We start from the raw sequence: 25547 nt of genomic DNA, 5'->3' as shown, positions 1-25547 counted from the left end.
GTTTTGAATAGCGTGATATTACTGTTTTGCATACGAGATTCACTGCAAATTAAGCAACAAAAAATAAACTCATGTGATCGTTGTTGCATTTTGAGTAAATGTTTATCTGGCTGACCGAGTTTTGTAAAACGGGAACACTATGCTGATTAAACGCGTTGCTGTGATCGTTATCACTCATCGTTTGTTTCTCTGTTTGATCGATGAGAGACAGATCACCTCTACGAGGCTGTCGGTGTATCTACGCCCTTGCTTCTCATCCTAATTTGCCATTTCGGTGGGAGGATGTTTTGCTGGAAGAGGCAATGCAGGATAGGCCACAGATGGATTAAACCGAAAAGTGAGATTTCTCAATGAAACCTACGCAACAGAAAACTTTTGATAAAGCGCTATTTCAAGCAAACGTTAAACGCCACCTTACCGCTACCTATGCGACAACGATTGAACACGCTTCTAGCCGAGTATGGTATTTAGCAATGGGTCAAGCACTAGCGGAATTGACCACGTTTGATCTACTTGAAACAGAGCAAGACCCACGCATCGTTAACGCGAAAAGTGTTAACTACCTTTCACTTGAATTCTTAATTGGGCGATTAACAGGCAATAACCTGATCAGCATGGGCTTGTATGAGCAGGTTGGCCAAGCAATGAGTGAACTTGGACAGAACCTGACTGATTTATTAGAAGAAGAACGCGATCCTTCATTAGGTAATGGCGGTTTAGGTCGTTTAGCCGCTTGTTTTATGGACTCGTGTGCTGCGCAAGAGTATCCAACAGTTGGCTATGGTTTGCATTATGAGTACGGTTTGTTTAAACAATCGTTTGAGGATGGACATCAAAAAGAAGCGCCAGATGCTTGGTGTGGAATTGAGGGCTATCCATGGGAAGTCGCTCGTCCTGACATTAAACAAGAAATTGGCTTTTATGGTCATGTCGAAGTCTACCATGATCAAGGTAAAGAGAAGCGCCGCTGGGTACCGGGCATGTTGGTACAAGCGATGCCGTGGGATCTGCCTATTGTGGGTTACCAGAGTGAGACCGTTTACCCGTTGCGTCTTTGGGAGTGCCGTGCCATTGCTCCTTTCTCATTAGAGAGCTTTAATAATGGTAACTACTTTGAAGCTCAGCACGCGTTGATTGATGCGGGCAATATCACTAAAGTGCTTTATCCCAATGACAACCATGAAAAAGGCAAAACGCTACGTTTGATGCAACAATATTTCCACAGTGCAGCTTCTGTGCGTGATATTTTGCGTCGCCATCAAGCAGCGGGTTTCTCGCTACAAGACCTACCAAAATATGAAACCATTCAGTTAAATGATACCCATCCAACCATCGCCATTCCTGAATTAATGCGCATTCTTATTGATGAGCATGATTTGACTTGGGAAGCGGCATGGGACATCAGCTCAAAAACGTTTGCTTATACCAACCATACGTTATTACCCGAAGCCTTAGAAACGTGGAGTGAATCGTTAATCCAACGCTTGTTGCCTCGTCATATGGAGATCATTTATGAGATCAACCATCGCTTTTTGCAAGAAGTTCGTGCTAAGTGGCCTGGTGATGTAACCAAACAGCAAAAATTATCGATCATTCAAGAAGGTTTTCATCGCATGGTGCGTATGGCTAATCTGTGTGTTGTCGGGTCTTATGCCGTCAACGGCGTGGCCGCCTTACACTCTGCGTTAGTACAACGGGATCTCTTCCCCGAGTTCGTTGAGCTTTACCCTGGTAAGATCCAAAACGTGACGAATGGGGTAACTCCTCGCCGCTGGTTAAAATTCTGTAATCCGGGATTAACCGCATTGATTACTGAGAAGATCGGTGATCAATGGCCAGCAGATTTGGATCAACTCAAAGACATTGCCAAGTATGCCGATGATAAAGCGTTCCAAAAGCAGTTTATGGCCGTTAAGAAAGCCAATAAACAACGTTTGGCTGACTGGGTAAGCGACAATATGGGTATTGAGCTTGATACTAACGCTATCTTTGATGTCCAGATCAAACGTTTACACGAATACAAACGTCAGCATCTGAATATGTTGCACATTCTTTCGCTGTATCATCGTTTATTGAACGATCCAAAATTTGATATGCAGCCACGCGTGGTGTTCTTTGCCGCGAAAGCGGCGCCGGGCTATCACCTTGCTAAAGAAATTATTTATGCGCTGAACAAGATTGCGGAGAAAGTGAATAACGATCCTCGTGTGAATCACAAACTGAAAGTGGTGTTTATTCCCGATTATCGCGTCAGCATGGCGGAAATCATTATTCCGGCAGCGGATGTGTCTGAGCAAATCTCTACCGCGGGTAAAGAAGCATCAGGTACCGGTAATATGAAAATGGCACTGAATGGTGCGCTCACCATAGGCACAATGGATGGCGCAAACGTAGAAATTCGTGAAGAAGTTGGTGATGAGAATATCTACATCTTTGGTTTGGATGTCGATGGCGTTGAATCGTTGAAAGCACGAGGCTACAACCCTTACGACTATTATCAAGCCGATCCATTGTTGAAAGCATCGATGGATTTACTGCTGGGTGAGGAATTTACTCCTGGTGCTCCGGGGCAATTGCGCGCGACCTACGACAGTTTACTCGATGGCGGAGACCCTTACCTCGTACTTGCTGATTTTGCTTCTTACATTCAAGCGCATGAAGCGATGGACAAGCAATATCGCGATCAAGCTGGCTGGGCGAAAAAAGCCATTTTGAATACTGCGTTGGTGGGTAAGTTCAGCTCGGACCGTAGTATCCGAGACTATGTGAATAATATTTGGAAACTAAAAGCGGTTAAGCGTTAATTAACCGACTATCCAGCCAAGACATTGCTTGGCTGGATAACCCTTTTTATACACCCTACATGATTTTTGAGGGGTAAGTAGTCCCTTCGGAGAAAGCGATGAAAGAACATAATGCATTAAAACAAGTCGCAGAGATGGCAAGAATTGCCGATAGCTATGTCAGCGCTTGGGGAGACGAGGCTACCGTTTCAGACGACACTATCCGTCGTCTTTTGGCGTCTTTGGGGTACGATACAACCAATGATCAAACGTTATTAGCGTCAGCTCAGAAAAAACATAAAAAAGAAGTCTTGGATCCTGTATTGGTGATCTCAGAGGGTGATGCCATTGAGGTTCCGCTGTACCTAGGCGTCAGTGCTCGGGAAAGCGAATTTAATTGGCGGATAGAAACTGAGCAGGGAGAAGTACTTGAAGGCTATCTTCAATCACAAATAGTTCGTGATGAACGTGCAGAGGGTGGCCCTTTAGTGTTTGCGTTGCCAAGCGGTTTGGCGTGGGGATATCACACTTTATTGGTTACTCGTAAGCGGCGTAAAGCGCCGTACACAATGACGCTGATCATCGCGCCGCGAGCGTGCTATAAGCAACCAGCTTTGCTTCAAGGTAAAAAGCTCTGGGGACCAAGCATTCAACTTTATACCTTACGTACCCAACACAACTGGGGAATGGGTGATTTTGGCGATCTTAAACAGTTGGTGGCTGATATCGCTTCGCGTGGTGGTGATTTTGTAGGGTTAAACCCGATTCATTCGCTATTTCCGGCTAACCCTGAAGGGGCAAGCCCATATAGCCCTTCTTCACGTCGCTGGCTAAATATCCTGTATATCGATGTGAGCTCGGTACCTGAGTTTGCGCTCAGCGCTGAAGCTCAGCAACAAGTCGGTAGTCAGGATTTTCAGCAACGTTTGCAAAAAGTTCGTGAAACTCACTGGGTTAATTATACCGAAGTGGCCGAGCTTAAAATGAGTGTCTTGCCGTTACTGTTTAATGAGTTTAAGCGCCGCCATCTGGATAATAATACCGATCGCGCGCGTGCCTTCTTAGCGTTTGTCGAGCAAGGTGGCGAAAGTCTTGTTCACCAAGCCGCGTTCGATGCACTGCACACGGATTTGCATGCGCAAGATAGCCAAGTGTGGGGGTGGCCAGTTTTCCCTGAAAAGTATCGTCATTTTGATAATGCGGCGGTACAAAAGTACATTGAAGAACATCGTGAACGTGTTCATCTCTACATGTATTTACAATGGGTCGCCGATACACAAATCAATGAAGTACAAGCATTAGCCGATGAAAAAGGCATGGCGGTTGGTTTATATCGCGATCTCGCCGTGGGAGTCGCTGACTCTGGCGCTGAAACGTGGGCAGATAACGGCAGCTTAGTTTTGGATGCCAGCATTGGCGCGCCACCGGATGTGCTGGGTCCTTTGGGGCAAAATTGGGGCTTACCGCCACTTAATCCACAAACCTTACACGCCACGGCTTACGATGCTTACATCAAGTTGCTTCGTGCCAATATGAAACATTGTGGTGCGTTACGGATTGATCATGTGCTGGGTTTATTGCGTTTATGGTGGATCCCGAAAGGTGAAAATGCCACTCAAGGTGCTTACATTTACTATCCAGTGAAAGATATGTTGGCTATTTTGGCGCTCGAATCACACCGTCACCAGTGTAGCGTGATCGGTGAAGATTTAGGCACTGTTCCTGATGAAATTGTCGCATTGCTGCGTGATGCTGGGGTGCACTCTTACAAAGTCTTTTTCTTTGAAACCTCAAAAGAAGATGGCGGGTTTATTTCTCCGACTCATTATGCCGAGCAGTCGATGGCGGCATTATGTACCCATGATATGCCAACATTACGTGGTTTTTGGCACTGTGATGATTTGAAAATGGGCCGCGAGATTGGTTTGTATCCTGATGAGGCGCAGCTGCAAGAGCTGTTTACGGATCGTTTGAAGTGTAAACAAGGCATTCTGAATTCGGTTGATTGGCACGGTTACTTACCCGCAGGCATTGGACGTGATGCTCAGTTAGTTCCTATGGATTCTTACTTAAGTGAAGCATTGCAATTGCACGTTGCGGCTGGGTCTTCCGCGTTACTCAGTGTTCAACTCGAAGATTGGTTGGAAATGGATAAGCCTGTCAATATTCCAGGTACCGTAAATGAGTACCCCAACTGGCGTCGTAAGCTATCAATGAACTTAGATGAGATCTTTGCCCGCGACGATGTTAATCGTATTGCGACTAAATTGACCCAGATTCGCGCGAAAGCGAGCCAATAATAAACCGGAGTAGCCGCCTTTGGGCGGCGATGATACTGGCGTTGTTCACTCATCAATGTGCTGTTTATGTCAATAATAGGGCATCTTTTGGGGTTAAGGTTAAGAAATAAACGCTAGGTCACTCCATGTTTTTACCGGGTTAGTTAAGATGTATCAGGCTAAGTGATCGAATAAATTCCGAGTGTCTACTACAGCACAAATCGGATCTGTCAAACTCAAGGTCATGGATGCCATGCTAGCAAGCCCGCACTTAGCGGGCGTTTTTCCTTTTGAGAGTCTTGGTTAGGAGTAAGTATATTGAACCCCGTAAAAAAGAAACCGCTGAAAAAAATCGTTAAGTTACAGCAGACCTATCAACAATTATTGCATGCTGCATGTGCCGATCCCTTTGCCTTTCTGGGCCCTTATCTTCCACAAGAGCAAGGAGCATTGCGGGTATGGCTTCCTAATGCAGATAAGGTTGAGCTGATCTTAGAAGGGCAACCAAGAATCGCCTTAGAGCGTGATGAGTTCGGTGGGTTTATCCTAAAATCCGATCATGATCTGCGGTTTACCCATTACCAGCTGGCGGTTGATTGGGCCGGCACAGAGCAAATCATTGATGACCCTTACCAATATCATTCCTTATATGCTGAATTTGAACAGCTGCATACGCCCAAGCAGATGTACCATCATATGGGAGCACAATTTGTTACCTTAGAGCGTGATGGACATCAGATCAGCGGCACTCGTTTTTTAGTCTATGCGCCTCATGCTTCAGCTTGCAGTTTAATCGGTGCCTTTAACCATTGGGATGGGCGTCGTCATCCGATGCAACGTCTTGATTACGGGATCTGGGGGTTATTCATTCCTAATTTACCCGAAGGAACACAATATAAATTCGAACTGAAAGGTCCTCATGGGGAAGGCTTACCTCATAAGGCTGATCCATGGGGTTTCTACGCTGAGCAGTATCCTTCTTTAGCTTCTGTGACTTACGATCATCGCCGCTATCAATGGCAAGATACTCAATGGCAACAGCGCCCTGTTTCCGAAAAGCGTAAACAAGCACTGTCTTTTTACGAGCTGCATCCGGGGTCTTGGAAGCGCGGTGAAGACGGGCGTTTTTTAACTTATCGTGAATTGGCTGATCAGCTAGTACCTTATTTGGTGGATATGGGCTATACCCACGTAGAGTTAATGCCAGTTTCTGAGCATCCCTTTTATGGGTCTTGGGGATATCAACCGATAGGACTATTCGCCCCAACCAGTCGTTATGGTACGCCGGATGATTTTAAATATTTTGTCGATCAGTGCCATCAGGCGCAAATTGGAGTGGTGCTCGATTGGGTTCCAGCTCATTTTCCATCCGATTCCCATGGATTAGCGAATTTTGATGGTACGCCGCTGTATCACGATCCTGATCCTCGCCGTGGCTGGCATCAAGATTGGAATTCCTATATTTATGATTTAGGCCGTGAACATGTGCGGCGCTTCTTGGTGTCTAACGCGCTCTATTGGTTCGAGATGTTCCATATTGATGGCATACGAGTCGATGCTGTTGCTTCTATGCTTTATCTCGATTACTCGCGCAGTCATGATCAATGGATCCCAAATGTTGATGGGGGACGTGAAAATTACGACGCGATCGCGATGTTGAAATGGATGAATGAAGAGGTGTACAAGCATTTCCCGAATGCCATGACCATTGCTGAAGAGTCAACGGCTTTCCCTGGCGTTTCTGCACCAACCTTTGTTGGGGGGTTAGGTTTTGGCTTTAAGTGGAATATGGGGTGGATGCACGACAGCCTTTCTTATATCAAAGAAGATCCGGTGCATCGTAAATATCATCACAATACCTTAACCTTCCCATTAATTTATGCCTTTAGTGAAAACTATGTTTTATCGCTGTCACACGATGAAGTGGTATACGGTAAACAGTCGTTGATTTACAAAATGCCCGGTGATGAATGGCAGCAAACCGCGAATATGCGTGCCTATTTGGGTTACATGTATGGTCAACCAGGTAAGAAACTTAACTTTATGGGCGCTGAATTCGCACAAACGGGGGAGTGGAACCACGATGATCAACTGCAATGGTTTTTGTTGGAGTTTGAGCGTCATAAAGGGGTACAGAACTTAGTCCGCGATTTGAATCAGCTGTATCGTACACACAGTGCGCTGCACGAACTGGATTGTGATCCTCAAGGGTTTGAATGGCGTCTACAAGATGCGGCTGATGCGAGCATTATCGCTCATGAACGGATCAATAGTGCAGGTGAGCGCGTGTTGGTGATCACCAATTTTACGCCAGTACCGCACGAAGCGTTTCGTTTAGGTGTTCCTGTCTCGGCCACTTATCAATTGCTATTGAATACGGATGAAAAGCGGTATGGCGGGAGTGGTTTTGACGTCTTATCGGTCGTCAACAGCGATCGTGTGCCAAGCGAAGGGTTAGCGCAATCATTGCGGTTACGTATTCCACCGTTAGCGACGCTATTTTACAAACTGAATTAGCAAAAAAAAGCCAGTCGCAATTGGGCGGCTGGCTATCTATTTGTGAACAAAATATTCACTAACAACGTCAGTTGGCTAGGTGACCCTCGGCTTAAAAGGGTCACTTATTACAATACAATTACCGTGCCAATATTTTTTGGTGGCAAAATCAGCAAAATTAGCTGATTTTCGCAGTTTTATAGCGTCGTGTTTCATAATTGCATTTGCAAATTGCAACTGAGAGGCAGTTCGCAAAAAATCCGCCTCATTCAACATCCTTACATTATGTTTATCAAATTAGTGCCAAGCTTGAGAGTAAGAAAATCCCTAAGGTACAACTGATAAAAGAAAACACTGTCGTTAAGGCGATAATATTGGCGGCGAGTGGTGCATTTCCTCCCATCGCTCTGGCCATAACATAGCTTGCGGCAGCAGTTGGTGCCCCAGTCATTAATAGAATAATCCCAACATCCATACCCCGAAAGCCAAACAATAATGCAGCGCTTGTGATTAACAGCGGTGACCAAAGCAGTTTGTAGCGAGTCGCAAACCAAGTCGATCGGGAATCATTTTTTAGTGATTGGATATTCAGTGAGCCACCAGTGCAGAGCAAAGCAAGAGGCAGAGTCATGTTGGCAAAATAGTGTCCAGCTTCGCTGATCATGGTAGGGATCGGTAGCGCTATCGCATAACACAATACCCCAAGTAGGATAGCGATAATCAACGGGTTCTTCGTCAATGTTTTGAGTATCGTTGTGAGTGCCTTCGTGCCTTGTGCTTCGCCTTTAGGCGTTAAGGCGATCACTGCTTGAATATTATATAAGACAGTGGTTGTTGCGACATAAATCGCGGCTAATGCGACGCCACTATTACCGTATAAATTAGCAACATATGCCAAACCTATGATTGCGGTATTGGCTCGAAAGCCACCTTGAATAATGACGCCTTGATCTTGAGGATGATGAAAGTGTCGCTGAGTCATCCAGCAGGTAAACAAGAAAAAAATAAAATTGGCAATGAGACCAAACACAATCAAGGCCAGACTGGAAGAGAAGTCATGCTCGGCACCGACAATACTGAGAAAAAGCATCGCCGGGAGTGTGACTTGAAAAACCAGTTTTGAGGCGACATCAATAAAATTATCGTTAATCAACTGCACACGCTTGAGTAATACCCCCAACAGTAACATTAAACAAATCGGGCCGGTAATGGAGGCGGAAAATTGCAGTTGAGTGATGAGCGCTTGCATGATGGACCTTCCAATGGAGAGAGTTTTCATTCTTTCATAGATAAGCAAGAGCGAGAATAGCCAATCCATAAAATCTCTCTTTTGCTAAGGGGGAACCTTTGTTTAAGTCACGCTTTGTTGTGCAAACTTTGTTAATGATTTTCGTGCTGAGAAGCGCATTCATTTCAAGCTGTTAAATTGTTGCCCATAGTTTTGATAAGGTTAACAATTTCGCAATAATAATTATCCTCTCGTTTGAATCTATGGGATCATGTTGGCTGCCGTTTGGCCCGATAAGGAAAAATAATAATGAATCGAAACGAGAATGTCCCATTGCCCAACAATACCCGAGAATGGTTATTCAACCGCAACAGCTTGATTGTGTTAGCGGATATTGCCCTGTTTTTTATCCTACTGAATACCTTACCTTTTGCCCCTAATGTCGTCCTTGGATTGAGCATTTTAGCGTTTATCGCTGTGCTATGGTTAACCGAAGCGTTGCATGTCACGGTAACTGCGATTTTAGTGCCGATATTAGCGGTGATATTTGGAGTATTTGAAACTCAGGCTGCACTGAATAGTTTTGCTAACTCGATCATCTTTCTCTTTTTAGGCGGATTTGCGTTAGCGGCCGCGATGCATCGTCAAGGGCTGGATAAAGTCATTGCTGATAAAGTGTTAATACTGGCACGTGGGCGCTTTAGTGTCGCGGTGTTCATGCTGTTTGGTGTCACGGCTGGTCTGTCAATGTGGATCAGTAATACGGCCACAGCGGCGATGATGCTGCCTTTAGTGCTTGGTATTTTAAGTAAAGTTGATCAAGACAAAGGCCATAATACTTATGTATTTGTGCTGTTAGGTATTGCTTATAGTGCCAGTATCGGTGGTATTGCAACGATCGTTGGTAGTCCTCCGAATGCGATTGCCACGGCTCAAGTCGGGTTATCTTTCTCTGAGTGGATGCAGTTTGGTTTACCAACAACTATCGTCATGTTACCTGTTGCGATGTTGCTGCTTTATTGGATGCTTAAACCCGATCTAAAAGGCCAGTTCGAGCTTAATCATGAGACGGTGAGTTGGGATAAAGGGAAAGTAGTGACTTTGGCCATTTTCGCCCTGACCGTTTCATTGTGGATATTCAGTAAACCGGTGAATGAACTTCTTGGCGGTTTTAAAAGCTTTGATACGATTGTCGCCTTAGGCGCGATTGTTCTGGTCTGTTTTGCACGAGTGGTTCACTGGAAAGATATTGAAAAAACCGCCGACTGGGGTGTATTACTGCTGTTTGGTGGTGGTATCTGTCTTAGTAATATTCTCAGACAGACTGGAACCAGTGTATTTCTAGCCAATGAACTGAGCTCGATGATTTCAGACTTAAATATTTTACTGATTGTTATTGTGATAGCGGCTTTTGTGGTGTTTTTAACGGAGTTTGCCAGTAATACGGCCAGTGCCGCGTTATTAATTCCGGTGTTTGCTGGTGTTGCTGAAGCTTTAGGTGTTTCACCCGTGATACTGTCGGTGTTGATTGCGATAGCGGCATCGTGTGCCTTCATGCTCCCTGTAGCAACGCCACCGAATGCGATTGTTTTTGCGACAGGACATATTAAGCAAAGTGAAATGATGCGAGTAGGAATGGCATTGAACATCGCTTGTATTGTGATTTTATCAGCGATTGCGATGTTATTCTGGAATTAATCGGGACAGCACATCGTCTCTGTTGTTGAAAACGATAAAACCCCAAGTTTATCTCTGAATACTTGGGGTTTTATTATGGGCGAATATCGCGATGGTTACTGATTAATAAAGCGTTTGAACTTTTCTTGAGTGGCGGCATCAGCCTTGTTGTACCAGAAATACAGCATCTCTTCGGCGGTATTATCGATCGCCTGTGGAGTTTTCACGTTGGCGGGTGCTGAAGTGGTCGTGACGATGGCTGCGGGGCCTCCTGTACGATTGTATTCCAACAATTCTTGTTGATAGTTTCGCCCTATTTGCATTCCAGGTTTGATCAGTCGATCTTGCTGGAGAGCAACAGACTGCCCATTAGAATCTTGCAGTGACCAAGTCAGATGGCGGATATTGTTTTCCGCATCAACGGTGTTACGGTAGGTTGGTAGATCAAAGGTTAGATTGGTCTCTTGCGCAGAAAAAGTCGCAACAATCACTTCACTTTCCACTTGAATACGATCATTACCTTGTGTGAAATAAGGTTGATAGCGAAAGACGATCTGTTGTTGTCCATCTTCTAAAGTTAGTGTTTTTTTTGCAGAAAAAAAACCGCCAGAAACCGCAGGTTTCTCTCCATTAACCACCAACATATTAATACTATCAGGAATATCAATGGTGACTTTAGCTAGGGTAGTCGCACTAAAAACAATCGCAAAAAGACACGATAATGGCTTGATGGCATTCATCTATTTTATCCTATTGATTACTTCTTGAAGAAGGGAAGACTGTCAGGGTGCCGCTTGTCCGTGATAAAAGCAAGTTTTCACATCGGTAATCACTGAGCGTTCATCAAAATATCATCTTTCGATTCGCTTCAATATACGCTTACCTACCCTCAATATGAAACGATGCGAGCATAGCCCAAAATAGCCGTTTTTCTACTCTATAGGATAAAAAATCCGTTTTTTTGGCTGAAGATTGCCTTTAGCATGTAACACGTTGAATCTGTCCCATTCATTGCTCGTTGTGCCTCGAAAACTCTGGAACTCCATTTTTCAAACGCTCACAAGTATCAAATACTGTCTCAGATGTTTAACCAATCATAAGAGAGACGGATATGAAGCGTACTATTCTGTGTTCGGCGGGGATGGCTTTTGCCTTGTCGTTCACTAGCACGGTAATCGCAGCGCCAAGCGCACCAAATATTGATGTATATGGCTCAAATAACCTGCAGTTTTCTAAAATACAGCTAGCAATGGAAACGACCGCGGGCTATCACCAAATGGTGCAGTATCGAGAACAAGCACCTATTTCGATTACCTTTAATCAATGGAGCGGTGAACGCGGGCATACTTATAAAATTTTATTTGATGGTGTGGAAGTGGCCTCTGGGCCGATCAGTGGCAGTCAAACCACCGCCAACTTTACCTATGATAAAGGTGGCCGTTATCAACTCCAAGTTGCAGCCTGTGATGATTCTGGGTGTACGACCAGTGCGCCAGCAGAGTTAATTCTGGCTGATACCGATGGTTCACACCTTGAACCTCTGACCATGAACGTTGATCCGAATAATAAATCCTATTCACTGGACCCTGATACTGTCGTTGGTACCTATTTCGTTGAGTGGGGCATTTATGGTCGTAATTATACGGTGGATAATATTCCAGCCCATAACTTAACGCATATCTTGTATGGTTTTATCCCTATTTGTGGTCCGAATGAGTCGGTCAAATCGGTCGGTGGTAATAGTTATAATGCCCTGATGACGGCGTGTCAGGGAGTCCCTGATTACGAAGTGGTGATCCACGATCCTTGGGCGGCATACCAAAAAAGCTTTCCTCAAGCAGGGCATCAGTATAGCTCACCGATCAAGGGTAACTATGCGATGTTAATGGCACTTAAGCAGCGTTATCCCGATTTAAAAATCTTGCCATCGGTTGGCGGATGGACGCTATCCGATCCTTTCTATGATTTCACGGACAAAGCGAAACGCGATACGTTCGTGGCATCGATGAAACGTTTTTTACAGACATGGAAGTTTTATGATGGCATCGATATCGATTGGGAATTCCCCGGTGGTAATGGCGCAGCCCCTGATTTAGGCGATCCGATCAATGATGGACCAGCTTATATTGCCTTAATGCAAGAGTTACGAGTGATGTTGGATGAACTTGAAGCGGAGACGGGGCGCTCTTACGAGCTCACTTCTGCGATAGGTGTCGGTTTCGATAAAATAGAAAAAGTCGATTATGGTCAGGCAATTCAATATATGGATTATATTTTTGCGATGACCTACGATTTTTATGGTGGTTGGAATAACGTTCCTGGCCATCAAACGGCACTGTATTGCGGTAACTTTATGCGCCCAGGTCAGTGTGATGGAACGGGAATCGATGAAAACGGTGAACCGTATAAAGGCCCTGCTTACACCGCGGATAACGCAATTCAATTATTGCTAGCCCAAGGTGTACCAGCCAATAAGCTGGTCCTTGGGGCTGCGATGTATGGTCGAGGTTGGCAAGGTGTGATGCCTGCTTCGTTGACCGATCCTACCGATCCGATGACGGGTGTTGCGACCGGCAAATTAACGGGCTCGACCGCTCAGGGAGTCTGGGAAGATGGGGTCATTGATTATAAAGGCCTTAAAGCGTATATGATTGGTGATAATAACCAAGGGATTAATGGCTTTGAATACGGTTATGATGCCCAAGCCGAAGCTCCTTGGGTATGGAATCGCACCACAGGAGAATTGGTTACGTTTGATGATCCGCGCTCGATTAAAGCCAAAGGGGCTTATGTTCGTCAGCTAGGTTTAGCCGGTTTATTCTCATGGGAAATTGATGCGGATAACGGCGATATTCTTAATGCCAAGCATGAAGGGCTTGCTCAAGGATCGAACCCGCCAGTTAATCGTGCACCAATTGCTGATGCAGGTATGGCGCAAACCGTTGTCGCTCCAGCGACCGTAACCTTAGATGGCAGCGCTTCCAGAGATACCGATGGCACGATTGCCCGTTATCAATGGGAACAAATTGCTGGGCCAACCGTGCAACTCAGTCATGCGGATCAAGCACAGGCAAGCTTTTCGATTGGTGAAGTCATTCAAACCGAAACTTTACGTTTTAAGCTTACTGTGACAGACAATGAGGGAGCAAGTGGTTCCGCGACGGTTCAAATTACCGTTAAAGCCGAAGATGGTGGTGTGGAAAATACGCCTCCTGTAGCGATTGTTGCTGCGCCTTCTGAAGTCACTGCTGGTGAACAAGTATTGGTGGATGCGTCGGCGTCTTACGATGCGCAGCAAGAGACCTTGAGCTTTGATTGGCAAGTACCAACTGGACTGGAAGTACAGATCAATGGCAGTCAACTGAGCTTTACCGCGGGTTCTTATTCTGTTGATACCACGCTTAACTTTACGGTAACGGTCAGTGATGGAGAGCTGAGTAGCTCAGCGTCAGTATCGATTATTGTTTTAGCGGCCGGCGACAATGATCAGTGCGATAATCTATGGAATGTCTCTGCCGTTTATGTCGGCGGGAGTCAAGTAACATGGGCTGGTAAAGTGTGGGAAGCCAAATGGTGGACACAAGGGGATGATCCCGCTCAGTCAGGTGCTTGGGGGGTATGGAAAGAGATAGGCATTGCGGACTGTGCAACTCAATAATGCCTTATTGATCTCTCAACGGGATCACTGAGTGATTAACTGACAGGCTCTCCCTTAGGGAAGAGCCTGTTTTTTTGTGTTATAGCCATGACTCATGGATGCCCAGTTTTTCTACCTTACTCACACAATCGACCCAAATCGTTAATCTTTCTCGATCATGAACTATAATTTTTTGATGCGAATAAACCATTTCGTAGAGAGTCTCTCATTTATTTCTAGCCTAAAAATTATAATGCAAGATTACCGAAAACAAATAAATAAGCGCTTCTCACACGAAGCACGACAAGGTCATAACGGGGATAGCGTATGTTTAAAAACCTTTCACTAAAGAATAAGTTGGCTATCTCAGCCAGTATTGCCATCATTGTTGGTGGTGTATTGGTTGAGGCCGTATCGTTTAATGCTGCACTCGGGCGATTGGATATCGAAATCGAACAACGTTTGCAAAGTGCGACCTCTTCTTATAATCAATACGTTTCTGATTGGCTAGTCTCTAAAGAGCGTGCGCTGACTTCTTTATCACAGGAGGTGAAACCAGAGGCGATTGTTACCCACCTTAAACAAGTTAAGCACTCCGCGGATTTCGACAATGTATTTTTAGCCTATCCTGATGGCTCACAACAGAATGCCAATGGTGTCGTTTTACCACCAGGTAATAACGATCCTCGCCAATGGGGATGGTACATTAACGCTAAAGCTAACCCCAATGCCGTATTTATGGATAATCCTACCGTAGCCGCTGCGACTGGAGCCAACGTGGTCTCTCTTGGTAAAGCGATCAACTTACATGGTCAAACATTAGTACTTGGTGCCGATGTGGAGATCACTGATATTCTTAATAGTATGAAGCAAACCATTTTGCCCGGCTCTGGTTATATGTTTATTGCTAATCAACAAGGCAATGTTTTTACTCATGCAAATACTCAGTTATTGAATAAAAATGTCAGTGAATTGGGACTGAATTTTCGGGATATTCAAGCAGCACAGCGGTCTGGTCAATACAGTAAAGTGATGATCAATGGTGAAGAGAATGTACTATTTGCACGAGCGATTGAAGGTACAGCGCTAAGTACAGTGATTGTTATCAATTATTCATCGTTGATTGCCCCTCTCTTTGATGCGCTCTGGGGGCAGTTGTTAGTTACCTTTTTAGTTGTCGTTGTTTGTACGGTCTTATTTAATGTGTTGTGTAATATTTTGTTCCGTCCGTTAAGCAATGTTTCGCATGCCTTAGAGCAAATCGCCAATGGTAGCGGTGATTTAACTCAGCGAATTCAGGTTGAAAATAACGATGAAGTAGGAAAATTAGCGGAAAGCTTCAATACCTTTGTGGCAAGTTTACAGCAACTGATTGGTCATATTCGTCAGCAATCTGAGCAATTAACCGCGCAGTCTGAGCATGGCGCTCAGCGAGCTAACCAATCGGCTTCTGAATTAAGTCTTCAACAGCAAGAAATCACCATGGTTGCTACAGCGGTGACTGAAATGGCATCAGCGACGCAGGAAATTGCCTCTCACGCTGAGCAAACGGCTCAAGCGGCAATGAACTCAGCGACCAGCACCAATAATGGTCGTACTTTAGTGCTTAATACCAAGTCGTCGATTCATCATCTTGCTAAAGAGGTATCACAAGCCAGCTCGGTTATTTCGGCTCTCAATCAACATGCACAAGAAATCTCAACCGTATTAGCGACCATTCAAGGCATTGCTGAACAAACGAACCTATTGGCGTTAAATGCAGCGATTGAAGCGGCGCGAGCAGGCGATCAAGGGAGAGGTTTTGCGGTGGTTGCTGATGAAGTTCGAGTATTATCACAGCGCACTCATACCTCAACAGAAGAGATAAAATCGACCATTGATACGCTGCAAGAGACGACCAAGCGTGCCGTTACATTGATGGAAAGCAGTTCAAGTTTGGCGAATAATTCGGTCGATGATGCTGATAAAGCAACGCATGCATTAGAAGAAATTAATGCCGCTGTTGCTTTGATCAGTGATATGGCGACTCAGATCGCCACAGCAGCAGAGGAACAAACGCATGTGACGGGTGAAATCACTCAAAATGTGACGGCGATTAAAGATGTGACTGAGCAGCTAGTGGTGGGGGCTGAAGATAGTTTGAGTCAATCCAATCAGTTGAAGCAGCAAGCCGCTGAGTTGAGTGCAAAAGTGGCAACGTTTAAAGTGAGTTAATCGACGCTTACCGCCTTTGCTTTGTAAGGCATGCATGACCTAATCGATCATTAAAACGGCCCCTCAGTGTAGACTTAGGGGCCGTTTTATCGCTCGCGTGCTTTTACTTATTGGTGAGTCACCGTTTGTGAGTAACGACGACGGGATGGGCGGGTAAATAAAATCGCCACAATCGCCGCAAAGGCTAATGAAAAGCAGTAATAAGAGTGGGCAACAATCTCTAAAGGAGAGAGTTGGAAAATCGAACCAAGTAAGAGTACTTGTGCCCCATATGGCAAGATACCTTGCATCACGCACGAAAAAATATCCAACAAACTTGCCGAACGTTTCGGCGTAACCGCATGCTCTTCAGCTAACTGACGAGCGATTCCGCCTGACACAATGATAGCCACGGTATTGTTGGCTGTACAGGTATTGACCATAGAGACTAAACCGGCGATCCCTAACTCACTGGCGCGGCTTTGGGCGGCTGGAGTTTGTTTTTTGGCTAAGCGCTGGATCCAACGGCTGACCAGTTGAGTTAAAAAGGCCAACCCACCTTGACGACGCATTAGCTCACTTAGGCCGCCAATTAACATCGATAATAAGAAGATCTCCTGCATGTTGCCAAAGCCACGGTAAATATCTTGTCCAAAATTGGCTAAGCTATAATTATCTCCTTGCCAAAGTCCGACACTGCCGGCTAATACAATGCCTACAGTTAAGACGACAAAGACATTGATCCCTGAGATTGCCAGAACCAAAATCGTCATGTATGGCAGCACTTTTAACCATTCAATAGCTGAGGTATCAGGGGTTTGTGTGGTTGTACTACTAAACGCAAATACGATTAGTGAGAAAATAGCCGCGGGGAGGGCAATGCGAATATTTTCACGAAATTTATCGCGCATTTCACAGCCTTGTGAGCGCGTAGCGGCGATGGTAGTGTCTGAGATGATGGATAAGTTATCCCCAAACATCGCACCGCTCAATACGACTCCCGCAGTTAATGGGAGGCTCATACCGGACGATTGAGCAATGCCCAATGCCACGGGCGCAACGGCGGCAATGGTGCCCATTGAAGTGCCCATTGCAGTAGCGATAAAAGCAGAAATAAGAAAAATCCCCGGTAAAATCATTTCACTTGGGATCGCTGATAGTCCCAGATTTACCGTTGCATCGACGCCACCAGACGCTTTTGCTACGGCGGCAAAGGCGCCGGCCAATAAGTAAATCATACACATTGCAATAATATCTTGGTGTCCAACGCCACGCAAAAACTGCTCTATAGCGCGATTCAGAGATTCTTTACTCAGCAAGAGCGCGATGATCACGGCAGGTAAAATAGCGATAGGAGCGGGGAGTTGATAAAACGCAAACTCAACGCCTTGAAACGTGAGATAAGTACCGACACCAATAAAGAGCGCAAGAAATACCAGCAAAGGGAGTAAGGCGATCGCCGATGGGGTAACGGGAGTAGAAGAATTTGAAGACATGGAACAACAACTTTGATTATCAGCAACAAGGAGACGCAGACTAATCGTTCCAGTAAGGTTTGTCAAATTTAGCCATCTAAACATCTAGATTCTTATATGTCTTTCATTGCACTATTGAATGGATAAGATAATGCGATTTTTAATCTAATTTTCCCACATTTTGAGAAAGCAATGCTTTCAATCGTTTAGAATTCTCGATATATAAGAATGTAAGTTTGAGCGATAAAGCAATAAAGGCTAAAAAGAACAACATGAATGAAGCAAAAACAACAACCAGTCAGGTTAATGAGAAATCGCTGCAGTTATTGATGCAAGTTGCCGTTAATCATGAACCGGTTTCGGCTAAAACGTTAAGCGATCAACTGCAAGTGCCATTGAGTAGCTTATATCGACATCTTAAACTGCTTAAAGAATGGAACTTAATAGAAGAAAGCCCACACGATAAAACGTTAATTATTGGCCCGGCAGCACTGCTGCTCATGCACAGTTATGAGACCAGCCAACATAATTTAGACGCGGTGGAAGCCGTACTGAGTCGTTTACAGAAACAGACTGGTGAAATGGCGGCCTACATGGTTCCGGTGGGATACCGAGCTTTGTGTGTCAGCCAAAAAGAGAGTATGCAGGCACTTCGATGCAGCTTCGTCCAGGGTCAAAGTCAACCCCTGCTTCGGGGTGCCTCATCTAAAGTGATGTTGGCATTTATGCCATCTCAGCGCTGTGAAAAAATACTGCGCTATTTTGGTGAAGATCATCAAATGGAAAAGTGGCAAATCGAATTAGAGAAAATTCGTCGCCATGGTTATGCCGTGAGCACATCTGAAATTGATCCTGGGGTCTCTGGGATCAGCGCTCCGGTAATGAAAGGGAGTAAATTGATCGGAGCCATTTCTGTTATGGCACCTGCTCATCGTGTCGAGACCCACCGGCAACGGATCATTTTACATGTATTACAGGCCGCGCGAGCGTTGCCACCAGAAAGGTAATTCATCATGCTTAGTCTATTCAAACGCTACCGTCTCAGCCGTCCAGCGCCTCAGTCGATGTCTGCTTTTACGTTTTGTACTGTGTGCGAACAGATAAAGCCGATGTCTCAAGTAGAATTTGAATTGGCTCAGCAAAGTTTAGAATTTGCCGCCGATTGGCTTTACCAGCAAGGTATCCATGCCCATTACGCTGATGCTGGCCATTTGGTCTTGCATGATCCTGCCGATACTCGTTTTCGTGACTTGCTCAGTCATCATTTTACCTTGCATTCGATTCCGGTGATATTGGGCAATTGCCATGAATTGTTGCTCAATGCCTTACCGCTGTTAGCGCTCGATAATGATGAACTCGGGATTATTCATATTGGTCATGAATTTGAATTAAAACAGACCTTAGATCGTCAAGTTGGGTCTGCTTATCATTTTGCATTATCTCGTTATGCTCAGACGCGGTTACTCTATTTAGGGATTGATGCCCAGCGAGTAAATAGCCAAACCTTAGATTACGCAGAAGATTTAGGTTGCGATTGGTTAACCGATCAAGAATGCCATTTTCGGCAACGAAATCAGGTCAAAAGCCAATTGAATCATTATATTGATCACTGTGACCAATTGCTGATTTCTATTGATCTTGCTTCATTGATCCCATTGAATCGATTAGATGAGCATCATGTTATTGATTGCCAAATGGTGCTGCGTATGCTTCGTCAGCTTGTTCTCTCTGGTAAAGTAAAAATGATTCAGTTAATCGGAGCCAAAGATAAGTTGATCTACTCTAAGGAGACGAAAGCGATTATTGATGAGTTGAATCGGTTGTCTGTTGATATGGCTGGTTGAGCGTTTAAAGTGATGACGGCTTGTCTAAGAACAAGTACCGTGATTAGGCGTTGATTATTGTGTAACCGTCGAAGATCGCGTTTTTAAAAAATTGACAAAGAAATGAATAGAGTTTGATAGAAGTGGATAAAAACTCGTTTACACTCCTTAGCCTCAAAGTGGAGGTGTAAACGTGTTGAAGCAACCAATTACTCAATCTAAATTTGGATTGATGCTATTTATAGCGCTCATGCTGCTATTAATCCCCATCAGTCTTGTCGGGACACAAGTTAACTTATTCGCTTTAGACGATGATCGTCTGACCCAATGGCTGGTCTTACTCACTCACTCTGCTGGTAAAGAAGGGTTTTTGCTGACTTTAGTGGTACTGATTGGCTGGACTTGGTATCGCGTGCCTGAGTGTCGACGCCAATGGCTAGATAAAGCGATGCAACTTGGGATGCTCTTAGTTCTGGCGATGATCCTAAAAACAGGCATCAAACACGTGACTCAAAGCCCTCGTCCTTACACTGAAGTGATGACTCAATTACTCACTCTGCCTTCTCCGCAACATTTTTATCGATTAGATAGTCAGCAGCAAGCGTTAGCGATGGAGCAAATGAACGGTAAAGTATCTTCCGCACGTTTAGCGGTGTGGGAACAAGAGCGAGATTACTCTTTCCCTTCAGGTCATACCGTTTTTGCTGCGCTCTGTTTGCTGTTTTTTGGCGGTATTTGGTTAGAGCAAAAACATCGATTAAGTGCTTTGCTATTATTAGCTTGGAGTGGCGCTATCGCTTTTTCTCGCTTATGGGTTGGTATGCATCGGCCGGAAGATTTATTTGCTGCTGCCTTATTAATCGGTGCGCTATACATAGTGGTACCGAAACAATACCCCTGGGCTTGGCGCTATTTACCGTCTTTTTTACGTTATCAAAAACAATAAAAAATGGGCTTTACGCCCATTTTTTTGAGTATGAAGGCCTACAATGCACCGGCCACGACACCAATTAAACCGCCAAAGACCCCGCCCCATACAACGAGCCAGCCTAAATGTTGCTTAATCATTTTCTGGACGATCTCTTTAACCATTTGTGGTGTTAACTCATGTAAACGCTGTTCGATAATCTGCTCAATATTGGTTTTTATTTCATCCAGCATCGCCGGAGACTCAAGCTGGGCTTTTAAGGCGTCTTTCACGGAATCGTTTTGACTGATGTCGATCATGGACGCTTGCATCTTTTCAACAAAAGGGGCTCTAAGCGGTTGCAGTGCCTCGGTACCACCAAACATAGCCAGCATTCCACCAAAGGAAGATTGCTGGATGACCTCAACCAAGGAATCAAACGCTGGATTAAAGTCAACCTGAGCAATTACCGGTTCAAGATTGATGGATTGTGAACTGCTCATTTCTTGATTGAGAAAACGCTCAATATTCGCATCAGTAAAAAACTGCTCCATCATCAGGCTTTTAATCGCGTTCTTAAAATCATCGAATCGCGCAGGGATAACCCCTGAACCATAAAGAAAAGGCACTTTTTCAAATAGCATATGGATGGCTAGCCAGTTGGTTACTGCACCAGAAAAAGCGAATAATCCTGCACTAAACATCATAGGATAAGAGAAGTAATAACCACCGATTAATACCAGTAAGGCAATAAGGTTGGTCATAATGCTTTTGTTGTTCATGATAACGTTACACCAAAATGAAATGTCCCAAAGGGACGAAAGGAACAGAAAAAATTAGTTAATATTGTTGAGTTGGCGTCCTATGAATGTGGGTTGCATGGGAGGCAGCCAACATTCATAACTATGATGATAGGAAGTACTTACTTTTTATCGTTCAATGATGCCAAATCATCTTCTTCACCACCAATAAAGCCGCCAGTCTGATGTGCCCAGAGCTGTGCATAGATGCCATTTTGTTCAATCAACGCTTGATGAGTGCCTTGTTCAACAATGTGTCCTTTATCTAATACAATCAAGCGATCCATGGCGGCAATAGTTGATAGCCGATGGGCAATCGCTATCACGGTTTTATTTTGCATTAGCTCATTGAGGCTTTCTTGAATGGCGGCTTCGACTTCTGAATCGAGCGCTGAGGTGGCTTCATCCAATACCAGCAGTGGCGCATCTTTGAGCAGTACACGTGATATGGCAATCCGCTGACGCTGGCCACCTGAGAGCTTAACGCCGCGTTCGCCAACTTGTGCATCATAACCGATGTTACCAAATGGGTCGGTTAAGGTTTCAATAAACTCATGAGAATGCGCCTGACGCGTAGCCCTTAACATCGCTTCTTCGGAAGCATTAGGGTTGCTGTACAAGATATTTTCACGAATCGAACGATGGAGCAAAGAAGTATCTTGCGTCACCATACCAATGGCAGCGCGCAATGAGTCTTGGGTAACTTCAGCAATATTTTGACCGTCGATTTTGATAGCGCCACCTTCTACATCGTGAAAGCGTAGCAAGAGATTAACCAAAGTTGATTTCCCAGCTCCGGAGCGACCGACGAGGCCAACTTTTTCTCCAGGTTTGATGGTCAGGTTAAGGTGATTGATCACCCCTTTATTTTCACCATAATGAAAACTGACGTTTTCGAACTCGATTTTTCCTTCCCGTACCTGCAAAGTTTGGGCATTAGGACTATCTTCTATCGCAATTGGTTTGGATAGCATTTTCATGCCATCGACAACGGTACCCATGTTTTCAAATAGAGCACCGACTTCCCACATTATCCATTTTGACATGCCGTTGATACGTAGCGCTAAACTAATGGCAATCGCAATCGCTCCAACGGTGATCGCACTGCCCATCCATAAATAGATAGACATAGCAGCAATCGTAAAGACCAAAACATAATTGGCGATTTCGACGCAAATATTAAAGCCAGTGACTAAGCGCATTTGGCGGTGCACCGTATCGAGAAACCCTTCCATACCTTGTTCGGCATAATCGGTTTCACGTCGGCTATGAGAAAACAGTTTGACGGTCATGATATTGGTATAACTGTCAACAATTCGTCCGGTCATTAGCGACCGAGCATCGGCTTGCTCGGTAGAGATTTTTTTTAATTTCGGCACGTAGTGCACTTGAATCGCGATATAAGCGGCAAGCCAGAGCAACATCGGCAGCATGAGTCGCCAATCGGCTTGAGCTAAAATAAACAGCATGGCTGAGAAATAAACAATCACGTAGACAAAAACATCCAGTGTCTTCATGACCGTTTCGCGTACCGCTAAAGCGCTTTGCATCACTTTTGTGGCAATTCGTCCGGAAAATTCATCCTGATAGAAAGATAGGCTTTGTTTGAGTAAATAACGATGCGCGAGCCAGCGAATCGACATCGGATAATTACCCAACATGGTCTGATGAATTAATAGTGAATACACCGAAACGAGCAGCGGCATCCCCACTAAAAGGAGTAATCCTAGACCGATCAGTGTATTGCGATTATCACTGAGAAACGTCTCTGGCTGGCTGGTGGATAGCCAGTCGACCAAGTGTCCCATAAAACCAAATAGAGAGACTTCAATGACCGCGATCAAGGTGCTTAATAGCGCCATAGTGATCAACGGTTTTTCAAAACCTTTGGTGTAGTGTAAGCAAAAGGCCCATAAGGTATTGGGTGGCCGTTGTGGCTCTTGTTTGGGGAAAGCATCCGTCAAACTTTCAAATCGTTTATACATGCAAAAACCTTAATCTACGCTCTATAGTTTGAGAGAAATAGCGTTTCTAATAAATAGGGGACATCAATGAGGAAGCGCTGTTATAACAGAAGTGGTGTGGGAGATCAAAATCGCTATTATCGACAGCAAGTAGGTGGCCAAATCGATGAACACCTACTTGTTTGACGCTATTTAGGTGATTTTTTCCGTGGATGGCTGTGTAAAATCGCCATCGACATCGGTAGGAGAACAACTTCATCTTTTACCGAGTCTTGATGTACGGTACGCATATTCGTATCACAGATAACGCACCATTCTTGATCCGTTTCTCCTGGCAGTGTAAAGCGAGTATTAGCGTTGGTTTGATTAATCAAATAAGCGAGCTCTTGGCCATGATCACCAATGCCAATATGCAGTATCACGGAGTTGCGCTGATTCCAGTCATCTTGCTCCATTAATGTACCATCATTACGTCGCCAAAAAACGCGGTTTGAATTGCGTGTTTCACCACTGAAGGCTCGAATAAACGGCACCATATAACGCTGACGAGCAGCAACCATCTCACCTAACCATTGTCTGAAATACTCTTTACGTTCCGTCAATTGCCAGTTTAGCCAACTGATCTCGTTATCTTGACAATAGGCATTATTATTACCTTGTTGAGTATGTGAGACGACATCCGCAGTAAGAATATGGGGGATCCCAAACGCAAACAATAAACTGGCCATAAAATTACGTTTTTGTCGCTCACGAATGGTACGAATGACCATATTATCGGTATCGCCTTCGAAGCCATAGTTATCCGAGCGATTATCACCATGACCATCACGATTCTGTTCGCCATTGGCTTCATTGTGCTTATGTTTGTAAGAAACGAGATCTTGTAGGGTAAAGCCGTCATGATAGGTGATGTAGTTGACGGTTAATTTATAGGGCCACTGTGAGGCGCTGTATAAATCGCGTGACCCCATGATTCGTGTGGCAAACTCTTTTAAAAATCCTTGATCGCCACGCCAAAAACTTCGTGAAATATCTCGTAATTTATCGTTGGTTTCATTCCAGCCAAAAGGAAAATTACCGACTTGATAACCATTTGGACCAATATCCCATGGCTCGGCAATCAATTTCACCTGTTGTAAAACAGGGTCTTGAGCCACGGCTTTAAAGAAGGCCGCTTCACGACTAAAATTATCGCCATCACGCCCCAAAGTGGCGGCTAAATCGAAACGAAAACCATCAATCTGATACTCATTGACCCAATAGCGCAAAGTATCCATAACGAGATTTAAGGTGGGTTGATAAGTGAGGTTAAGCGTATTGCCGCATCCGGTAAAATTAGCGTACATTGAGCCATGCTTAAGATAGTAATTGGGATCGAGGGCTTTCAAATTAAAAACGGCACCACCTTCTCCCCCCTCAGCGGTATGGTTATAGACGACATCTAAGATCACTTCGATGCCTTGCTTATGCAGTTCGCGGATCACGGTTTTCAACTCTTGTACCGCATCACTTTTGGCGTAACGTGGGTCGGGCACCATAAATAAATATGGGTTATAGCCCCAGTAATTGACTTTGCCCATTTCAAGTAGATGAGGCTCATGCATACAGGCGGCGATAGGCAGTAGTTGTAATGTATTGATATTTTGCTGCCGATAAAAGGTCAGCATGGGTTCACTGATTAACCCTAAGTAGGTACCGCGTTGCGATTGAGGGACATTAGGATTGAGTTTAGTCAGCCCTTTAACATGGGTTTCAAAAATAACCATCTCATCACGTGGCCGTTTAGGCCGTTGCACACCTTGCCAGTCAAATTGATCGTCGACCACGACACATTTGGGCAAATCAAAACTACCGCTTGGTGTTAACGGCGGCTGATAGGTCAGTGGGCCATCTAAAGCTTGAGCATAAGGATCGGACAGATAAAATAGCTCCCCTTCGACCTGAGTAATAAAACCGTAACGTTGTCCCGCTTTAATGCCTTCCACATAGGTATGTTGAATACCCGCATATTCTTGATCCAAAGGGTGAGTTTGGTAACTGCCGTCGACATGAAAAAGCGCTAACACCATATCTTTGTTAGCGGGGGCGAAGACAGCAAAATTGCATCCATCGTTATCGAGTGTCGCGCCGAGTGGGTACGGCTGAGAGAGCATGGCTTTCATGGTAAGTTACCGTTGTTATTCTATTTTCAGTCACTGACTCATTAAGTAAAAGGCTTTGTCAGCATAAGGTCAAGCGCCTAGTCACAAATATTATTATGTAATTTTATTTCATCTTTGCGGTTA

Annotated in this window: 15 protein-coding genes; 9 read left to right on the top strand and 6 right to left on the bottom strand. The window is 44.7% G+C overall.

Annotation, left to right across the window (positions count from 1 at the left end):
* Window positions 1-350: 350 nt before the first annotated feature.
* From AACS00_RS11505 to glgB, 3 genes are all read left to right on the top strand, one after another.
* The gene (locus tag AACS00_RS11505; protein WP_072670820.1) at window positions 351-2804 is read left to right on the top strand and encodes a glycogen/starch/alpha-glucan phosphorylase; all 2454 of its coding nucleotides are present in this window, start codon (window positions 351-353) and stop codon (window positions 2802-2804) included.
* Between the two features lie 98 nt (window positions 2805-2902).
* Entirely contained in the window at window positions 2903-5083 is a 2181-nt protein-coding gene (gene malQ / locus AACS00_RS11500; RefSeq protein ID WP_072670819.1) for a 4-alpha-glucanotransferase, read from the top strand.
* Between the two features lie 297 nt (window positions 5084-5380).
* On the top strand, window positions 5381-7579 hold the full coding sequence (glgB, locus tag AACS00_RS11495; protein ID WP_306331145.1) for a 1,4-alpha-glucan branching protein GlgB: 2199 nt from the start codon (window positions 5381-5383) through the stop codon (window positions 7577-7579).
* 271 nt (window positions 7580-7850) lie between these two features.
* Here glgB and AACS00_RS11490 read toward each other — a convergent pair whose 3' ends face one another.
* Window positions 7851-8807, bottom strand: a complete 957-nt coding sequence (locus tag AACS00_RS11490) for an AEC family transporter (RefSeq protein ID WP_072670817.1) — start codon at window positions 8805-8807, stop codon at window positions 7851-7853.
* A gap of 288 nt (window positions 8808-9095) precedes the next feature.
* Here AACS00_RS11490 and AACS00_RS11485 point away from each other — a divergent pair, with 288 nt between their 5' ends.
* Complete coding sequence (locus AACS00_RS11485; RefSeq protein WP_110167475.1) at window positions 9096-10484, top strand: SLC13 family permease; 1389 nt, start codon at window positions 9096-9098, stop codon at window positions 10482-10484.
* A gap of 95 nt (window positions 10485-10579) precedes the next feature.
* On the opposite strand, the gene AACS00_RS11480 is transcribed toward AACS00_RS11485, so the two are convergent.
* The gene (locus AACS00_RS11480) at window positions 10580-11203 is read right to left on the bottom strand and encodes a DUF2057 family protein (RefSeq protein ID WP_110167474.1); all 624 of its coding nucleotides are present in this window, start codon (window positions 11201-11203) and stop codon (window positions 10580-10582) included.
* A gap of 371 nt (window positions 11204-11574) precedes the next feature.
* Here AACS00_RS11480 and AACS00_RS11475 point away from each other — a divergent pair, with 371 nt between their 5' ends.
* Both AACS00_RS11475 and AACS00_RS11470 read left to right on the top strand, forming a co-directional pair.
* The gene (locus AACS00_RS11475; protein WP_110167473.1) at window positions 11575-14121 is read left to right on the top strand and encodes a glycosyl hydrolase family 18 protein; all 2547 of its coding nucleotides are present in this window, start codon (window positions 11575-11577) and stop codon (window positions 14119-14121) included.
* Between the two features lie 306 nt (window positions 14122-14427).
* Entirely contained in the window at window positions 14428-16314 is a 1887-nt protein-coding gene (locus tag AACS00_RS11470; protein ID WP_072670813.1) for a methyl-accepting chemotaxis protein, read from the top strand.
* Between the two features lie 107 nt (window positions 16315-16421).
* Here AACS00_RS11470 and AACS00_RS11465 read toward each other — a convergent pair whose 3' ends face one another.
* Window positions 16422-17789 carry a Na+/H+ antiporter NhaC family protein gene (locus AACS00_RS11465; RefSeq protein WP_072670812.1) on the bottom strand — a complete coding sequence of 456 codons (1368 nt, stop codon included), beginning with the start codon at window positions 17787-17789 and terminating at the stop codon, window positions 16422-16424.
* A 251-nt stretch (window positions 17790-18040) separates the two neighbouring features.
* Here AACS00_RS11465 and AACS00_RS11460 point away from each other — a divergent pair, with 251 nt between their 5' ends.
* The 3 genes from AACS00_RS11460 to AACS00_RS11450 all read left to right on the top strand — a co-directional run bounded on the left by AACS00_RS11460 (window position 18041) and on the right by AACS00_RS11450 (window position 20537).
* On the top strand, window positions 18041-18775 hold the full coding sequence (locus AACS00_RS11460) for an IclR family transcriptional regulator (protein WP_004396815.1): 735 nt from the start codon (window positions 18041-18043) through the stop codon (window positions 18773-18775).
* Window positions 18776-18781: 6 nt separating this feature from the next.
* The gene (locus AACS00_RS11455; protein ID WP_110167472.1) at window positions 18782-19612 is read left to right on the top strand and encodes an arginase family protein; all 831 of its coding nucleotides are present in this window, start codon (window positions 18782-18784) and stop codon (window positions 19610-19612) included.
* Between the two features lie 172 nt (window positions 19613-19784).
* Complete coding sequence (locus AACS00_RS11450; RefSeq protein ID WP_110167471.1) at window positions 19785-20537, top strand: phosphatase PAP2 family protein; 753 nt, start codon at window positions 19785-19787, stop codon at window positions 20535-20537.
* Window positions 20538-20575: 38 nt separating this feature from the next.
* Here the strand turns inward: AACS00_RS11450 and AACS00_RS11445 are convergent, their stop codons facing one another.
* From AACS00_RS11445 to glgX, 3 genes are all read right to left on the bottom strand, one after another.
* Window positions 20576-21280, bottom strand: coding sequence for a DUF445 family protein (locus AACS00_RS11445; RefSeq protein ID WP_110167470.1), 705 nt, complete (start codon window positions 21278-21280; stop codon window positions 20576-20578).
* Window positions 21281-21420: 140 nt separating this feature from the next.
* Window positions 21421-23283 (bottom strand): ABC transporter ATP-binding protein, encoded by a 1863-nt coding sequence (locus AACS00_RS11440; RefSeq protein WP_110167469.1) that lies wholly within the window; start codon window positions 23281-23283, stop codon window positions 21421-21423.
* 167 nt (window positions 23284-23450) lie between these two features.
* A complete protein-coding gene (gene glgX, locus AACS00_RS11435) occupies window positions 23451-25424 on the bottom strand; it encodes a glycogen debranching protein GlgX (RefSeq protein WP_072670808.1) in 1974 nt (657 codons plus the stop codon).
* Between the last annotated feature and the right edge of the window lie 123 nt (window positions 25425-25547).

The organism is Vibrio sp. 11986-1-5 (assembly GCF_963878025.1).
GTDB lineage: Bacteria > Pseudomonadota > Gammaproteobacteria > Enterobacterales > Vibrionaceae > Vibrio > Vibrio injensis.
This window is presented reverse-complemented; position numbering and strand designations above follow the sequence as displayed.

Coding starts and splice junctions, on each gene's coding strand:
- AACS00_RS11505 (WP_072670820.1), top strand. CDS start 351: ATGAAACCTACGCAACAGAAAACTTTTGATAAAGCGCTATTTCAAGCA.
- malQ (WP_072670819.1), top strand. CDS start 2,903: ATGAAAGAACATAATGCATTAAAACAAGTCGCAGAGATGGCAAGAATT.
- AACS00_RS11490 (WP_072670817.1), bottom strand. CDS start 8,807: ATGCAAGCGCTCATCACTCAACTGCAATTTTCCGCCTCCATTACCGGC.
- AACS00_RS11485 (WP_110167475.1), top strand. CDS start 9,096: ATGAATCGAAACGAGAATGTCCCATTGCCCAACAATACCCGAGAATGG.
- AACS00_RS11480 (WP_110167474.1), bottom strand. CDS start 11,203: ATGAATGCCATCAAGCCATTATCGTGTCTTTTTGCGATTGTTTTTAGT.
- AACS00_RS11475 (WP_110167473.1), top strand. CDS start 11,575: ATGAAGCGTACTATTCTGTGTTCGGCGGGGATGGCTTTTGCCTTGTCG.
- AACS00_RS11470 (WP_072670813.1), top strand. CDS start 14,428: ATGTTTAAAAACCTTTCACTAAAGAATAAGTTGGCTATCTCAGCCAGT.
- AACS00_RS11465 (WP_072670812.1), bottom strand. CDS start 17,789: ATGTCTTCAAATTCTTCTACTCCCGTTACCCCATCGGCGATCGCCTTA.
- AACS00_RS11460 (WP_004396815.1), top strand. CDS start 18,041: ATGAATGAAGCAAAAACAACAACCAGTCAGGTTAATGAGAAATCGCTG.
- AACS00_RS11455 (WP_110167472.1), top strand. CDS start 18,782: ATGCTTAGTCTATTCAAACGCTACCGTCTCAGCCGTCCAGCGCCTCAG.
- AACS00_RS11445 (WP_110167470.1), bottom strand. CDS start 21,280: ATGAACAACAAAAGCATTATGACCAACCTTATTGCCTTACTGGTATTA.
- AACS00_RS11440 (WP_110167469.1), bottom strand. CDS start 23,283: ATGTATAAACGATTTGAAAGTTTGACGGATGCTTTCCCCAAACAAGAG.
- glgX (WP_072670808.1), bottom strand. CDS start 25,424: ATGAAAGCCATGCTCTCTCAGCCGTACCCACTCGGCGCGACACTCGAT.